Here is a 15944-nt window from a genome sequence, read left to right on the forward strand (position 1 = left end):
ATTACTCCTTTGTAGGTGCTTTGCGTGAAGCCTTTCGCTCCTTCAGCATACTAATCAGCAGGTCCGAATGGACACGGCGCTCATCATTCAGTATCGTTAACTTGATTGCATCCTTTGTAGCAAGAGTGATCTCCGCATGGCTAAGCCCGTTACTGACACTTAACAGCGTCTTCCATTGGGCTGGCGCAGGCAGAAAAGAACCACATATGTTCTCTATCATCCGTTGCCTGTCCTTAGTCTGTGGCAAGGCATAGTAGAGGATGTCGTCAAACCGTCGGAATAGCGCGTCATCAAGCAGGTGTGGGCTATTCGATGCGGCGACGATCAAACTCTCCGACCGATCCTGCTCCACGAACTGTAGAAACGCGTTAAGCACTCGGCGCATTTCGCCGACATCGTTATCCAAACCACGATCACTACCGATCGCATCGAATTCGTCGAACAGATAGACCCCTGGCACTTCAAGCATCAGGTCAAATATCTGCCGAAGCTTGGCCGATGTCTCGCCCATGAACTTCGTCACCATCTTGTCCACCTGGATGCTGTGCAATTCGAGCCGCAGTTCGTGGGCAAGCACTCTTGCAGTCATGGACTTCCCTGTACCGGGTGGACCGATCAGGAGCGCCTTTCTGCGGTTCCCCAACCCATGGCTCTTCAACTTGTCCTGTTGCCGATATTCGTGAATGATGCGGTCGATGCGAACACAGAGTTCCTCCGGCACCACAAGCGCAGACTTCGGCGTATCTGGCTCCTCGGACAGCACCAGCCCCTTAAGATCCTGCCGATACAGTTTGACTATCGGCTTGGGCTCCTTACGCGCCTTGTCAATTATATCGCGGATATCGTTAGCAAGCCCACCATGACCCTGTAACGCCTCATGCGCCGCCACCTGAAGTGCGGTCATAAAGAAGCGCTCTCCATCGCCGCTTAGGTGTGAACGGATCAGTGATTTAAGCTGTTCTGCTGTGGCCATATTGACCTCGTTTCATCTTGGCCGTACTGTGTAGCAACGCCCGCTCTGAGTCAGTGAAGTACGCAGGCATCGCAACTTCTTCTCGTCGAAAACATTTCCCGCTCTTAGGCGTTACTCGCCCGTGCGCCGTGCCCGCGCCTGTCGTATTCTCTGGCCTGTAACATCCAGGGTGATGTTTAGAACATTCTCGATGACTTCATTCGACACGAATCCATACCGCTTACCTCGATGGCCAATGAAATTCACGGCGTAGGGAGCTATGCCAGCGTGCCCAGCACTGCCCTGACGAAGAATGCGCAGGTCATATATCCTTTCATCCAGCCGCGAGATTACTGCAAGGTCACCTGGATCTGCAGCGCGTAGAGCACGTAGAGGCCCTGTACCAAGGCGAAAATCTAAGTTATTCTCGGCTTCGAAAGTGACCCTGCAGTTCTCGTCAACAATATCAAGATCCGGATATTTGACCGTCACGATGCACGAGAATGTCTGTTTCTCCCCGCGCTGATTGGTAATCGTTAGAGGCGGGAAGAAATCAAAGCAGTCCCTGCTAAGCCAGAAATATTGCGTACCCCTCGCAGCAGCTGTGCCTGGAGCAGCATTAATGCGTATCGTGTCCGCGTGTCCGAGAGTAATCACGAGCGACACTCGGTCAGTGTCTTCCAAAGTCGGAGCTCCTACTACCTCGTCATAGAGGAGTCTCCAACCTGGGTCCGCCATAGCATTCAATCGCGGTGTGTAGATCTGCCATCCTTGCCGTTGTACACCTTCAAGCAACCCGTTCCAGTCGAAGCCAATCCCTCTTGTGAAGTCGCCGTCTAGAACTATCGAAGCCTCAACGTTCTGGGACATTCCTGGTCCGGTGAAGTTTCCGGAGCTTACTACCAGATGGCTTCCCTGTGGCGTTGAACATCCATAGCACTTTGCGTGCACCAGACGCTTCCGGTTAACGATCTGAACCTCGGCACCGCAGCGCAGTAATTCCTCCACCACTTGCTTGCTAGTTAGCCGCTGTGCAGTGCTCCCCGCGAATAGCGCAGTCACTCTACCGCCATTCTCAACGTGCTTCGAGAACACTGGATAGAACCTCACTCCGCCATTGTAATTACCAAATCCAGACACAATGTAGATGTGCCCTTGGCCAGACACCATCTGTCGAACCCACACATGTTCCAGCATTTTGATCAGGCTGTTAAGCGTGCCAGTGCTGTAAACAAGCGGGTGAATGGAGAATGTGTTCATTTTCGCTTCAGAATTAGAAGTGCTTCCTCTGCAACGGCATTGTTCCGATTTAGACCGTAGCGATGATATGTTTGAAGGTCGATGATCTCGGCGCAACTCCAGCCTGACCGTGCTGCTACCTCCACGAGGAGTTCGGGGGTTTCAATTGCTGTACGTGTTCCGCCAATCATCGTATGGTTACGGCCGACAACAAGTGCATACGTCCCGCCGACACGCACGCGTTCGCTGACAGCCCTGAACATGCCCTTCATGTCGGCTAGGTAGCGGTATATCAGTAACGGGACTGCTTGCCTTCTGAATCCATCAGTCGCTTTCATCTTAGACTGGAGGTCTATGCAAAACTGATGGACGCTGTCGGGCAACAGCGCGTCATTAACAACCATAGCTTCAAACATACTGCTGCGTGCGGTGGCGGTTGTAACTTCCCGATTTCCGATTAGGGCAGATTCATGTTCTCTAAGGTCCTTCGGGCTAGACAAGTTCAACCAAACAAGACTCAATCGCTGCGTGTCAATATACGGTAAGGCGGTCGCGTATGGAGGGCTCGTGATAGCGGCATCATACATCTCCGGACTGGATGGAGTCCTATCTGGAACTTCGCGGGAGTCAGCTAGTTGCACCGTGCATTGATGATCTCTTACACCAATGATTTGCTGGACCGCATGCAACTGCCTTATCAACCCCTGCAATCTTTCTTGGTAGGCCGACAAGAAGGGCGTACTAGGCATTGCACTAAAGCGTCGTCTTATACGAAGGTCGCTTGGCTCTTGGAGCGAGTAGTCACGCAGCAGATTGCTGGCTACACACAAGAATATCGGAGCGAAAGTTCCGCTCTTCGAAAGTATGGCCGCGCGCAGCCTTTCGATTTCATCCAAGATCGGCTCATCAAACCAGCGCTGCAAGTACTGCGTTCTCTCCGCGATTGAATCGCTCGAAGACTGCCGTGGACGGCATGATGCGTATGCCCGCATGACGCTATGTGAAGTGCGTTCGATGTCTGCTGCAGGATTGCTTAACGCAATTAGTTTTGCGTTCGCCACAAACACAGCCAGTGGATTCAAGTCTTGCCCGTCTGCCCGAATTCCTAAATGGGCACACTCTACGAGCACAGTACCACTTCCGCAGAACGGATCTAGAACCTTGTTCCGAGCGGTGATGTGCAACAGGTTCAGTATGCCGCGAACCACTTGCGGATTGAATTTGCCCTTATACTCGTGTATGCCATGCACTGAATACCGGGTATTTTGCCGGCGCGATGCGTTGCCGTTCTCAATAGTCCCGGTGCTTTCCAACAGAAACTGCTGGGTTGGATAAATCCGTCTCGCACTCTTCCCGCTGGAAAAGTACGTTAGACGTGCAACCAATGTTGGGTCGAAGTCACCGTGTATTGACAGCGAGTTTTCGCGCTCCTCCATCTTCACCGGGGAGAATAGCGTAGTCACTTCGCGAACTGCGAGATCACGCTCATAAGGGAAGTACTTGTAGCCGTGCCATTCAAGCTCTAAGTGTTTAGTCATCGAAGCGCTGCGATATTATCGTTTACGAAAGACAAGTAGCTTCTCGGTCTTGATTCTGGCATGGGAAAGATTGAATGATTTGCGACTGCTGGCAATTTTACGTTCAATCTCCGCTACCAAGAGCAAGTGTTGGTCATTTGCCAAGTTGCGGATAATCGAGGCATTGTCGATTTCTTGCCCGTGAATGATTGATCGTCCGATTACGATGCAGATGTAACCACTCCGCACGAGAACACTCTTAAGAAGGGTAAGAACGTGGCTCATCTGCCGCACAAAGTCCTGATCTGTGTGGTGGTGACGTTTGAAGAAATGTGCACGTGCACCGATCTCTCTGCTCTTTACCTCCAGCGGATCAAAACCAAGCCACCACATTCGGTATTTGTGGTACAACCAGTATTCGTACGCGTTTGGATAAGGCGGGGAGGTGATCACCAGTCCCACTGGTCCAGGAATGTCGCCGGGCACAGCATCCATGATATCCTTCTGAACCACATACGCGGTGGGACGCGATGAACCAAGCGGCAGAAGTACGCGAGCCACCTCCTTGCATGCCGACTGAAACAGTGCATATACATCTGCAGCTTTAACGGCCTTGTCAACTCGTGCATACCTTGTGTCGCTATCTTGGAAGGATACTCTCACAAGTATGCTGGATAACGCGGCCCGCAGGGCATCTCGCGTTACGTCGTTAGTTATCTGGTCGATGGCAAGTAACAACGTAGTGATGGTGTACTGTACTTCCTTGCTGAACCAGTGGTCAATGTTCGGGATGGTCAAACTCACTGGTGGCTGCCTCTGCGACGAAGCCGATCGTGCGCTTTCAACGCATAGTTCTGACGCCGCCAAGTAAGTGGTGGGGAGCGGTGTGGTCTTTACGCGTGTCAGCAAGCACGCTATCGGATGTAAATCGAGACCTACCGAAGGGAAACCGAGGGCTTGTGCTTCAACCAACGTCGTTCCACATCCACAGAATGGATCGAACACCAAGGTGTCTCTGGGAAGGCCCAAAGTCTGAATTAGAGTCTTAGGGATCTCCGGAATAAACCTAGCTGGATAAGGATGGATCGAATGCACTCCGTTGGTTGTTACGGAGTCCGGAAAATCCCAGTTGTGTGAAGCAATCTGCTCTGCTACGCCGCTCGACTTGCCAGAACAGAGTGAATATGGCTCGGCCATTTATTAGTTCTCTATACCTTTCAAGGCTAAGCCCCGGCGACCAAGGTATTCTCCGCCTCCAACGAATCTCGGTTGCCGAAGGGGTAGGCGGAGGTCATCATGATCCGGGCTTAGCCGGACAGCCATGTCGCGCGAGGAAAGAGGCAACACCGGTCACAATCTAACATTATGTAATTCAATAGTCAACCACAATGACCAATCAAGTGCAGAGTTTACTCGGTGCCTGTGGCAAGGTTCAAGTAGTGCATTGCCGAACCAGACACTGTGTATCCAATTAAGCACTTCGCGCACGATAATTCTAAGCCATTGTGTGGTATTGAATTTGACACCAAGATTTGCGATCTTGTTCATGCAGTGGTAAGCACGATCACCTTGAACCCGAAAGGCACGCGGAATGAAGGCAACCAAACCCAAACAGAAGAAGGCATCCGCCCCGAAGACGCAGGTTCCTCCCACCGATAGCGAGGGCGGCGATGATCTCCTCAAAGGTGATCTTGGGGGCATGGGGCTCGCAGAGGTGATTGCGGAGGCAAACCTATCCCAATCGCCCGAGGAAGTGGGACAGACGATGTACCGGTGGTTTGCGGACAACGGCGGGCTCGCCTTTGATGTGGCCGATGAAGGGTTGCAGTTGTCGTGGAAGGGCAGGGTTCTTCAGATCGGTAAGGACTCGTTCAAGTCCTTCCTATTGGAGGAGGCCGGTATTACGACTCGGACACCTAAGGCAGGCCGAATCATCGAGGCTTTTCGGCTGAAGGCTATCGCCAACGCAAAACGTGCTGATCACAGATCTTGGTTTAAGACGGATCGAGCAGCCCGCGTCGTTTACCTACACTTGAACGCCGCCGATCAGCAGATCTTTCGCATATCGCCAGCGAAGATTGAACGCATAGAAAATGGGGCAAATTCATATGATGTGTTGCTGTTTCCCAGCCCGAAGATTGCGCCTTGGGGCTACCAAGCGTTGAATGCCGCTGGCTTCAAGAAAGCTGTCCTCGCATTCGACGAATTGGTTCTTAGTCGCCTGGCATGCACTCCGGAGAATCGGCTGCTGTACGGGTGCTGGTTGTTGGCGTATCCGCTGATGGGGTTCACGTCGAGCCGTCCACACCTGCGATGTGAGGGCAGTTCTGGGCGCGGTAAGACAAGAGCCATGGACATCATGTCGACTTTCCTCTATGGTGACAGCAAGATCAAGACCGCGACGGAGGCTGCAAACTATACTGACGCATCGCAGAATCCGCTGGTGCTGATCGATAATATCGAGACGAAGAACCTTACCCCCGCGTTAGTGCAGTTCATCCTGACTGCCGTCAGTGGCATCGAGCGTGAACGAAGAGCGCCGGGAGCTGCGCGAAGCATGATCGTCGAAGAACTTCACTGTCTGCTAAATACTTCTGGAATCGAAAATCTTGACCGAATCGAGTTGCTGAATCGAACATTCCATATTGAATTCGACAGCAAGAAGTTTGGCATGCCCTTGTGGAGCGATACATATTACCACGTCATCAGAATCAACCGTTCGACGATGATGTCCGCCCACATTCAGATCATCGCCAAGGTTCTCGACGCGATCTCGCAGGACAAACAGAAAGCCTGGCGTCAATGGTTGCAGGAGAAGCATCCGGGGCATATACTGGAACGGTCCAATGAGTACCTCGCAATCATGGCTCTCGTTGCGGACGTGATTCTGCCGATCATTGATCCGAAGGCAAAGGTCAAGGACTTGGTTGACAAATGGATTACAGGTCAAGACGCCTACGTTGGAGCGGTGGCGGTGGAAGCAAGTCCGATTGTCGCGACCCTCGATGCCATATTCCGCGAGGCCGCATTGCATCGGGCCTCACCTGACGTTGGCAAATGGCCGTATGAATTGCCCTGTGACGGGAATTCATTGTCGGGCGCTTCTTCCCCGCTCCGAGCGATGCTTGCAAAAGTGGCGGCTAAGTACCGATTGGATTTCGACTACAAGAGTCCAAATACGTTTTCCAAGCGATTGAAAGACTCCGAAGCGACACTCGATTCGGCCGGATACACGCTGGACACAGGGTATGACGGTAACAAGAAGCACTTCACATTCACCATCACGAAGAAGGGAAAGGTCATTCCGAAAGGAATCTGGGGCGCGAGTACACTGTCAGACGTTCCGGACAAGCCGCGTAGGAAGCGATAACCAACATCCGCAGCGCAAGTCACTAATCTACAACGTCTAACGCCGAAATGCGGAGGTTGCGGAGGTGTTTCGGTCGCCATTATAGTCGCCGGGACCTACGCATCTCCGCAGCACTGTACTAATCTACTGTAATTCATAATGTTCCGGTGCGGAGGTAGATCTGCCAATCCACCACGACACATCCGCTGCAATTCCCGCCTCCGGTTGCCGTAAGTGCAATAAAATCAGCAATGTTGCATTCGCCTTCGAAATTGTTTATATTGGTGTATGGGCATCGTTATTCACTTTATTTACCGCGCCGGTCGCCCTACGGCGCATATGAACATGTCATACACCTAACCCGGCGATAATGCCGGACAGACAAGAACTGAATATTCGCGGCTGATCACATGTGTATGGTGGTCAGCCGTTTTTTTTACCTTACAGAGGAAGATCCATGATAACTAGAATACCAGGCGAACTACACACGTTCACACCAAACATATGGGCTGGATACAGCCTTGACGATATCGACGCTGAATTGAATTCGAAGGGCGCAGTCTTAGTATGCACTGACATCGAATTGCGGTTCCTATACTGCAACGGGAAAATCTACGATCCACTAGAAACTGAAGACATGAAGAAGGCAATCGACGACATGGCACTATGCCCGTTCCGCTGGCCCGTTAAGAAGGACTTGGCGCGAGCGCTGTACCAGGCGATCAGGCGAACAGCCACAACGCTTCAACAGAAGAAGCTGGCTGTGCCGAAAGCAGCCAAGTACAATTGTGGGGAAGACGCCAGACGCAATACCAAGGGATTTGCGCTGCAACAAATGCTACCCAAGATACCATAAGAACTACTACACAACATAAGGACACCTAACATGACCAACAAAACATTTTCGACAAAGGATTTCGCGGTTGCCGCTACGATCCTGTCATCAGACCATCGAATGATCGACTATGTCATAGACGACATCACAGAAGAAATGTATTTCGAATTCGACGACACAGAAGCGGTGCGGGAATTGGAACGCAGCGTTCGCCTTGGCACCGCTGTCGTCAACGTGCAGAAATTCGTAGCTGCACAGAAGGCCCTGAAGGCCATGATTTATGACAAACGCAGGAAGTTATATGCAAATAGAATGCAAATCGACAGCAGAAGAACTGCTGGACAAAATGATCACGCGGGACGATTGTTTCGCAGTACAGAATAGCGACGGAACCTACAGAAAGACTGAACGACCCCTTACCACAGACGAAATACTAAAACACTTATCAGGCGATCATACCATAGGAATTTATCAGATCGACGATCGGAACGAAGTCAAGTTCCTATGCCTTGACATTGATCTTCGCAAGGAAGTACTTACCGACGGGTCCCCATCGGATGAACAACACGCGGAACTACAGAAAGTGGCCACGAATCTAATTCGTGCCGCAGAATCCCTAGGTCTTCAACCCGTGCCGGAATTCAGTGGCAGGCGTGGCTATCACCTACTATTCTTCTTCGACCGTCCTGTGTCCGCAAGTGCGGCGCGTGGCATCGCAGAAAGAATTAAGCAGTGCGCTGAAGCCATCCCTGCTGACATCGAAGTTGAAGTGTTCCCGAAACAAGATCACCGGACCGCATACGGCAGTTTGCTGAAACTACCGCTGGGTGTACACCGGCTTAGTGGCAAGCGTAGCACTTTCGTGTCCCCGGACAGTTGGCAGCCCATTAGCAATGCGATAGACGTGCTGCGCAATGCGACACCTGTCCGGACGAAGATGGTGGATGAACTAACCTTTTCGTTGGAATCCACAAAAACAGTAGCGAAGAAGACCGGCGCCGCCTTGCTGGATCTGAACCGGCCGGGCTTGGAACAGATGGTGAAGAACTGCCCGGTGATTCAGCTATTCGAAGTGCACCCGGAACGCTTCGCGTATGACGCTTGGCTTGGTGTGGGCAGCAATTACATCGTCTTCAAAGGTGGTTGGGAGCGCTTTGTCCAAATCAGCAAGCGTGATGCCGCAAATTTCAGCCAACACGAAATTGACCGCATACGTGACGAAATCCTGGATCACTTTCACGGTCCCCAGACCTATGACGTGTTCATGAAGCAAGGTGTCGTGTTCGACCTTCACAAGGGGTCCCCGAATGCGCCCGCTGGCTATGGTTCACGCCGTGATCCGATCCAGTCCAACATCGTTGAACAAGACGGTTGTTATGGAAGATTGGGGAAAGAAGGCGCCTTCGAAATGCTGACGCCGTTCACGATCGAGACGAAGGAACTTCTTCTGTTACCGGACGGGGATGTTCTGACGTGCACGATCAATCACCGGTCGGGACAGTCGTGGGATGACGTCAGGATAGAAAATGTGGATTGGCATACACGTTCCAAGTTTATGAAAGCCCTGGGGCACAGCGAATGTACCTTCCATGGCAGCGACCTGCAATTGATTGACGTGTGCCAGCACGTTGTATCACAGGTGAACCACCGCAAGCAAGGGACACGAATAATAGGTCTGCAGAACGACTTATGGGTGACCAAGAACATCAACATCAGCGCAGCGGGCTATATCGACCCGCTAACAATCATACCTTATGATCGCAGCGCCGATTCATTGCACACGCGTGTCCAATATCAACACCTTGACGACACTGCGTATACAGCGCTGGCCAGCGGCTTCTTCGGCAGCATTCTGACTGTCAATTTGCCAGAAGTCATATTGCCAATTCTAGGTTGGTTCTTTGCCGCGCCATTGAAGCCGCGTATCATGGAAGTGGCAGGCAGTTTCCCCATCCTGTTTTGCTACGGCACAGCGGGTGGGGGTAAGACCAGTCTTCTGGAATTGATGCTGACACTACAAGGTTATGTAGATCCTACGGTCTACAGTTGCACCATGAAGCCCTTCCCGATGTTGAAACTGCTATGCAGCACCAACGCCGTTCCCATCGTTCTGGACGAATTCAAGCCATGGGATATGCGCGACTTTCAAGTGTTGGATATCGGCCGCCTGATCCGCAAGATCTATCGCGGTGAAATCGAAGATAAGGGGACAGGCGACCAAGGTGTCATCCACTACCATCTGCAAGCCCCTGTGGTCGTGTGCGGTGAATCAAAAGTGAACCAGACGGCTGTCATGGAACGTGTGCTGGTGGCAGGCTTCACAGATGCCATCAAGAACCGACCCGATATGCAGCAGGCATTTCGAAGCCTTCGACAGCTTGACCTTACGGCTTTCATGGACAGGTACATTCAGTTCTGTCTAAATGCCGATGTGGAAGTGGGCCTGGCCGCTGCCGAAGCCAAAATGCGGACGCTGTTGGCTGGAACCAGTATCCAACCGCGCCCAGCTGCAAATTTGGCCGCCATGGTCTTTGGGCTTGACCTGATGCAACAGTTTGCCATGCAGTGGGGTGTTGATTTGTCGGGACGCATTGATCTTAAAGCGGCACTGAAGATTCAGCTTGAAGAAATCGCGGGAAACGATAGCGGGCAGGTGAAGTTGGCCGCCGACATGCTATTGGAACAACTTGCCATCATGGTCGAAAAGAACCTGCTGACGAAGTATGTTGACTTCAGCCATGTGATCCCGACGGGTTCCGATCCTAAGCATCCAGTGCTGGCCCTTCACCTGAAGACCGCCGTCCAAACCTTCAAAGCCAATCTTCGGCATCTTGGTTTTGACGGGGAAGTCCTAGACGACGCCGCATACCTGAAGCAGTTCAAGACCCGCGATTACGTGAAGGCGACGAATCACACTGTCCGCTTCCCTTACCTTGGCCCTTCACGCGAAGAAGACAAAATCAAGAAGTGTTTGTTGATTGATGTGGACAAGGCGAAGACCATGGGCTTGGAGCTGACTGGCTTTGACGGGACCGAATTGATCGGGGCTGACGACCAGGTGAAGAAGCCGCTGAAAGAAGATTCTGTAACCGATCACCCGGCATTGTAACTTGTCTGTTACCTGGTTGTAACCAAGGCCTTCATAGTGATGTAACCTTGTAACCCGAAATGAACGATACCCACTTCCATAGAAGAATCCCAGCTTATGAAGACTGGGATTTTTCTTTATCTGCATTGGCTTCATGAATATTGGCGGGGGTGTCGGACAGAAACCGGTTACAGGGTTACATCTGCGCAAATACTGCACTTGCAACAGTTACCGTACGGTTACGGGACTTCCTATTCGGTTACAAGGGAAAAGCATGCTTTCGGGAAGACCGATGGGTTCAACTAAACCTGCCAGGATCTCCCAAGCCCGTGGGTGGAAGGATTCTTTCAAACCAGGTCCCAAAACCACAGTACAAATTTATTTTTTGGGTTTTTCAGCGGATTCGATTTTCAGGCCTTGGAAGCTCCGCTGTTAAGTTAGCCGCGCTAAAGCAGTTTGGGGTCGTCCGAAGTTAGAAAATGGCTCTGCGGGGCAAATACGCAAGGATTTAGGGCATTCTAAAACGGCATTGTTGGCATATCCAACTTTACGACCTGGGTAAGCGCAATAACCGGGGCAAAACCGTGGATTGTTAGCAGAAATCGGACGGCGGCAATAATAAAAGAAGGCCCGCATTCGCGAGCCCTTTTCCCTCTCATAGACCCAACATTACCGCTGGGGCTATTTATTTTTCCGGTTTACGGCAAAGATTTCGCGACCCGGCATTCCAAAGGTGAAGTACCCACCATTCCGCTTGTAGTACCGCACCGAGCCTATACTTGGGTTGAATCTCGCGTTGGTGCATGCCCAATCTAATGCCTGATTGTAGCCCGGCATCAGCCCTGCAATCTTACCCAGCAACACATTACGGCTGGCATCCAGTTCAGCTATACGCTGGTCTATGCAATCCAGCACCGCTTGTGCCGCAACGCCCGCGGCCAAGGCGCGTTCTCTCTCCAACCGGCGCATTTCCACTTTCTCTTCACGCGATCGGCGAATCAGCGCAACTGCCGCCGACGGCAATCCAGCGAACTCCGCCGGCGCCTCCGGTGAAATCAACGGGTAGTCCGTGCGGCCTCCTCCAGCGCCGATAGCGCTTCCACCGGAGTCATCTCTCCGGCAATGACCTTACGAATGAACGGGGCATGCTCCCAGGTACGCCAGAAGCTCGTGTGAAGCCAGTTCCGGAGCGCGGCAAAACCCGGTTCAACTCCATCGCAGCACAAACTTGTGGAGAACCCCACTCTTCCACCTGGGCAGTATTCCATCTCCAGATGCCCATGCCAACAGCCATAGTTTGCCCGGACGACATACTCTGCAACCAAGGCCAGCTTATCTTCCGGCACGCCGAACAATGGGAAAGTCCATACGGCCAGAGTCTTCGCTGGAACGTTGCCGGACAGGTCCCAGTAGAACATCTCGGTATCAATCACCACGTTCTGGTGCAGGTCGAAGACATTGCCCTCGGTGCCGCCACGATACCGCAGTTCAGAACGCCTTACCCCCAGTTCATCCAGAAAATCCAACACGCGCTGGGCAAACGGATCGATCATGCCACCTCCTGTTTGCCTCTTATGCCAAAAAGAAAAGGCCATGAACATGGCCTTCCTCTGCAATTCGTGGCGAAAGCAACTTGGCTACGCACACTGTTTTGTAACGATATCTCTAGCAGGTAAGCAGGAAGTGCGAAGCCTGCGGCTATCAGGTTACCTCACTGGCAAAGCACCTGCTGACTGATGGGTCTGAACATAAGCATGCGCCGGCAAGTTGTGTTACTAATTGGAATGTCTCATTACCATTCCTCTGAAACCTACTGCACAGGCAGCCTTGCTCTTTGAGACCCATAGTCCCTGCAGTCGCCAAATTTGCGACTCCTTCTCAGTAGTCCATCCGTTCTTATCTGTCTCCTCAATGACACCCCCTTGCACATCGACGTTCCATGTTTCCCCGCCGTCCGTTGTCTTATACAACGCGCCATAGCCGTTGATTATACTCGAACCAGCGCCAACTATCCATCCCGTCTTCGCATCTGCAAAACCAATATCTCCAAATTTCCACTCGCCGTTTGCATGTGACTTCCATGTCAATCCGCCGTCAGATGAATGGGCTATTGTTCCGTTTTCGCCCACCGCCCAGATGCTCAAACTGTCTGTTCGGGTCACGCTCAACAGTCCCCCCGGCGAATTCTCTGGCTTCGACCAATGCTGACCGCCATCAGTCGTAATCTGGATTCCGCTGCCAACGGCTATTACCTTCATCGAATCCAAGATCACAAGGCACTTCAAATCGCCTGCGTTCTCCATGTCACGTTTTGCCCAAGTGATACCGCGATCTGAGGTTTCTAGGAGTGTTCCTTTGTCGCCACACGCCCAACCGCTCTTGGCGTTTCGCATTCTAATGCATCTCAACGTTTCCTTAGACCCTGAAGGTTGAACTTGCCACGCCACGCCTCCGTTGCTCGAGAATAGGATGGCACCTTCTTCGCCGCATGCCCAGACGTTGTTAGCGCCTATGCAGGTTACGCAATAGAGTTCTGGAATTGCTTTCGCGCCAAATCGATCTGCGACTTCAATGCCTTTGCCCTTCGACTGTTCAACCCACGTTTGCCCGCCATTGACAGTATGGAAAATGACCCCTTGCCTGTATACACGCCCAAACGTACCGCCGACAATCCACCCATTTTCGGCGCTGGCAAAACATACATCCCAAAGATCATTCTTCAGCATATCTGTTGCCTCATGCCGAATTTCGCATGGAACCTTCTGTTGTCGCCATTTTCCGCATTCAGCAACTTGGGGGCCGACGACAAGCGCAAGCCCGATCAGACATATCATTCTGTAAGACATGGGGGATTCCTCGTGCTGTTTGTAAGTTCCTGTTATGTAACCGCAAGTTCACGGTAGTCAGACGTGTCCACGCTCTGGCGGGCGATAAGATTCTATTGGACCGAGAACGCTTTGCTTGCCAAGGTGATTTGTGTACCGGTAGAATCAACATACATTCTGGACTTGGTAACATGCTTCTCTACCTTCCGTAGCATGAAAAACATCGTGCCCATTCCGGCGTCTTGTGAAAACTGTTTGTACTTAGTCTCGCTCGCAGTGTTAACTGTTCCGATGATGCCGATTCCATTGTTGAAGCTTTCTACAAAATCGTGCTCAGCCTTGATAACAATGCGCCCTTGCTTGTCAATGAATCCCCAACCGGAAGAAGTTCTGACAGCCGCGCGGCCGCAGCCAAACGCTTCAGCGTCTAGGAATCGATGCTCTATCGCAAGCGTTCCGTCTTCGCGGATAAAACCCCACCTCGAGTCTTTCCTAACGGGTCCAAAGCCGTTGCAGAAGCGCTTCGCTTCATCGTACTGTGGTGAAACCGCTATCTGACCATGGACGTCAATGTAGCCCCACTTGTTATGCAAACGTACTGCAGCTAGACCATCAGAAAAGGCGAGTGCATCATCAAAGGATCTTCCGAACACTGGTTGGCCAGTGCAATCAATGAAATAGCAACTGTCCTTCCGTACTAACGCGAAACCATCACAGAAATTCGCCGCATCGGCGAAGTCGTCCGCAATTGCCACGTGACCACTCTTGTCGATGAAAACAACTTTATCAGGACTGGCACCGAGACTGGCAGTGGCTAAACCACCAGCGAATCCGTTCGCGGTGGCATATTGGAAGGGTATCACGGTCTGGCCATGACAATCGATGTAACCCCAGCGATCATCCTTCTTCACTGCTGCCAGCCCTTCCGAGAACGGATTGGCAGCATCGAAGTTCAATGGGACAACCACAGATCCTGCAGAGTCAATATATCCCCAATGTCCTTGGGACTTCACCGGTAACATATTCTCCCCGAATCTGCCGACTTCTTGATATTGTGCGGAGATATGAAGTGTGCCATGAGCGTCGGCGAGGCCCCATAGATTATCCCGAAGAACAGGAAACAGAGGCGTAGAGTTGTTATCTCGCTGGATGCCAGTCGGTCGACACTGACCTCGCCATACCGTCTTACCTGACCCGTCGATATACATGCTGCACGTGTCCGCTCCGACCAAGGCAAGATCCCCTCGAAACGCATGCGCTTCTGCAAAGTGACTGTCGAACGCGACTCTTCCGTCTCTGCGTATATACTGCCACCCGCGCCCGCTATCCACGGCGGCGATCCCATTGCTGAAATCCGTAGCGCGTCGGAATACGGCTGGAATTGTTACACGTCCCTGTGTGTCTACAAAGCCATACAACCCATTGACCAGAACACAAGCAAGTTTTCCTGAGAATGGTAATGCGGCACCGAACGAAGGGTTGATGTGAATCTTACCCTTCGTGTCTATGTAACCCCACTTTCCACCAGATTTTACAGGTGCCATGTCCTCTGAAAAGGAGAGCGCCGAATCATACCTCGCCTCGACGGCAATTTTTCCGGACTTGTCGATGAATCCCCACTTGCGATCAACCGCGACCGCAGCATAGCCACGTGAGAAGTCTTGAGCAAGACGGAATTCGAAGGCGGTTATCATCTTCCCTTGTGCATCTATGAAACCCCATTTGTCTCCTTGCTTCACCGCTGCCCTACCGTCCGAAAAGTCGCTAGCTCCGTCATATTGCGGCGCGATCACCATAACTCCTTTGGCGTCCACATAGCCATATTTCCCACCTTCTTTCGCGCAAGCTCTGTTGTCCGAAAGTTTGCCAAGCTCGGAATACTTCGGCGCAATCGCGTGCTGTCCCTTTGGATCGACCAGACCCCATTGATTCCCTACACGAACGGCAGCCATCCCGTCAGAGAATTCTCTGACTGCGTCATATTTCGGCACGATTGCAACTGCTCCGTTTCGGTCGATAAAGCCATACTTGCCCTTTTCATAGATCGAAAACAATGTTGGCGATTCACTTCGAGAGCATCCCGACAGGACCACGAGAAACCAAACAACCACCATCAAAGATTGGACTGATGTCTTCATA

The 15944-nt window shown here is 51.9% G+C and carries 12 protein-coding genes; 4 read left to right on the plus strand and 8 right to left on the minus strand.

Annotation, left to right across the window (positions count from 1 at the left end):
* Window position 1 precedes the first annotated feature (1 nt).
* The 4 genes from VGL38_01120 to VGL38_01135 all read right to left on the minus strand — a co-directional run bounded on the left by VGL38_01120 (window position 2) and on the right by VGL38_01135 (window position 4512).
* Window positions 2-973 (minus strand): AAA family ATPase, encoded by a 972-nt coding sequence (locus VGL38_01120; GenBank protein HEY3294019.1) that lies wholly within the window; start codon window positions 971-973, stop codon window positions 2-4.
* A 111-nt stretch (window positions 974-1084) separates the two neighbouring features.
* On the minus strand, window positions 1085-2212 hold the full coding sequence (locus VGL38_01125) for a restriction endonuclease (protein HEY3294020.1): 1128 nt from the start codon (window positions 2210-2212) through the stop codon (window positions 1085-1087).
* Window positions 2209-3729, minus strand: coding sequence for an RNA methylase (locus VGL38_01130; GenBank protein ID HEY3294021.1), 1521 nt, complete (start codon window positions 3727-3729; stop codon window positions 2209-2211). The genes VGL38_01125 and VGL38_01130 overlap by 4 nt, the downstream gene beginning before the upstream one ends.
* A 15-nt stretch (window positions 3730-3744) precedes the next feature.
* Window positions 3745-4512: a hypothetical protein gene (locus tag VGL38_01135; protein HEY3294022.1), complete on the minus strand. Its 768-nt coding sequence runs from the start codon at window positions 4510-4512 to the stop codon at window positions 3745-3747.
* 787 nt (window positions 4513-5299) lie between these two features.
* On the opposite strand from VGL38_01135, the gene VGL38_01140 reads away from it, so the two are divergent.
* From VGL38_01140 to VGL38_01155, 4 genes are all read left to right on the plus strand, one after another.
* Window positions 5300-7078, plus strand: a complete 1779-nt coding sequence (locus VGL38_01140) for a hypothetical protein (protein HEY3294023.1) — start codon at window positions 5300-5302, stop codon at window positions 7076-7078.
* A gap of 436 nt (window positions 7079-7514) precedes the next feature.
* Window positions 7515-7913 carry a hypothetical protein gene (locus tag VGL38_01145; GenBank protein ID HEY3294024.1) on the plus strand — a complete coding sequence of 133 codons (399 nt, stop codon included), beginning with the start codon at window positions 7515-7517 and terminating at the stop codon, window positions 7911-7913.
* A gap of 30 nt (window positions 7914-7943) precedes the next feature.
* Window positions 7944-8276 carry a hypothetical protein gene (locus VGL38_01150; protein ID HEY3294025.1) on the plus strand — a complete coding sequence of 111 codons (333 nt, stop codon included), beginning with the start codon at window positions 7944-7946 and terminating at the stop codon, window positions 8274-8276.
* Complete coding sequence (locus VGL38_01155; GenBank protein ID HEY3294026.1) at window positions 8194-11001, plus strand: hypothetical protein; 2808 nt, start codon at window positions 8194-8196, stop codon at window positions 10999-11001. The genes VGL38_01150 and VGL38_01155 overlap by 83 nt, the downstream gene beginning before the upstream one ends.
* A gap of 660 nt (window positions 11002-11661) precedes the next feature.
* Here VGL38_01155 and VGL38_01160 read toward each other — a convergent pair.
* From VGL38_01160 to VGL38_01175, 4 genes are all read right to left on the minus strand, one after another.
* The gene (locus tag VGL38_01160; GenBank protein HEY3294027.1) at window positions 11662-12039 is read right to left on the minus strand and encodes a hypothetical protein; all 378 of its coding nucleotides are present in this window, start codon (window positions 12037-12039) and stop codon (window positions 11662-11664) included.
* The gene (locus VGL38_01165) at window positions 12036-12533 is read right to left on the minus strand and encodes a hypothetical protein (protein HEY3294028.1); all 498 of its coding nucleotides are present in this window, start codon (window positions 12531-12533) and stop codon (window positions 12036-12038) included. The genes VGL38_01160 and VGL38_01165 overlap by 4 nt, the downstream gene beginning before the upstream one ends.
* A gap of 222 nt (window positions 12534-12755) precedes the next feature.
* The gene (locus tag VGL38_01170; GenBank protein HEY3294029.1) at window positions 12756-13826 is read right to left on the minus strand and encodes a hypothetical protein; all 1071 of its coding nucleotides are present in this window, start codon (window positions 13824-13826) and stop codon (window positions 12756-12758) included.
* Window positions 13827-13918: 92 nt separating this feature from the next.
* Window positions 13919-15943 (minus strand): WG repeat-containing protein, encoded by a 2025-nt coding sequence (locus tag VGL38_01175; protein ID HEY3294030.1) that lies wholly within the window; start codon window positions 15941-15943, stop codon window positions 13919-13921.
* Between the last annotated feature and the right edge of the window lies 1 nt (window position 15944).

Source organism: bacterium (genome assembly GCA_036504735.1).
In the GTDB taxonomy this organism is placed as follows: Bacteria; Electryoneota; RPQS01; order RPQS01; family RPQS01; genus DASXUQ01.

Coding starts and splice junctions, on each gene's coding strand:
- VGL38_01120 (HEY3294019.1), bottom strand. CDS start 973: ATGGCCACAGCAGAACAGCTTAAATCACTGATCCGTTCACACCTAAGC.
- VGL38_01125 (HEY3294020.1), bottom strand. CDS start 2,212: ATGAACACATTCTCCATTCACCCGCTTGTTTACAGCACTGGCACGCTT.
- VGL38_01130 (HEY3294021.1), bottom strand. CDS start 3,729: ATGACTAAACACTTAGAGCTTGAATGGCACGGCTACAAGTACTTCCCT.
- VGL38_01140 (HEY3294023.1), top strand. CDS start 5,300: ATGAAGGCAACCAAACCCAAACAGAAGAAGGCATCCGCCCCGAAGACG.
- VGL38_01145 (HEY3294024.1), top strand. CDS start 7,515: ATGATAACTAGAATACCAGGCGAACTACACACGTTCACACCAAACATA.
- VGL38_01150 (HEY3294025.1), top strand. CDS start 7,944: ATGACCAACAAAACATTTTCGACAAAGGATTTCGCGGTTGCCGCTACG.
- VGL38_01155 (HEY3294026.1), top strand. CDS start 8,194: ATGCAAATAGAATGCAAATCGACAGCAGAAGAACTGCTGGACAAAATG.
- VGL38_01165 (HEY3294028.1), bottom strand. CDS start 12,533: ATGATCGATCCGTTTGCCCAGCGCGTGTTGGATTTTCTGGATGAACTG.
- VGL38_01170 (HEY3294029.1), bottom strand. CDS start 13,826: ATGTCTTACAGAATGATATGTCTGATCGGGCTTGCGCTTGTCGTCGGC.
- VGL38_01175 (HEY3294030.1), bottom strand. CDS start 15,943: ATGAAGACATCAGTCCAATCTTTGATGGTGGTTGTTTGGTTTCTCGTG.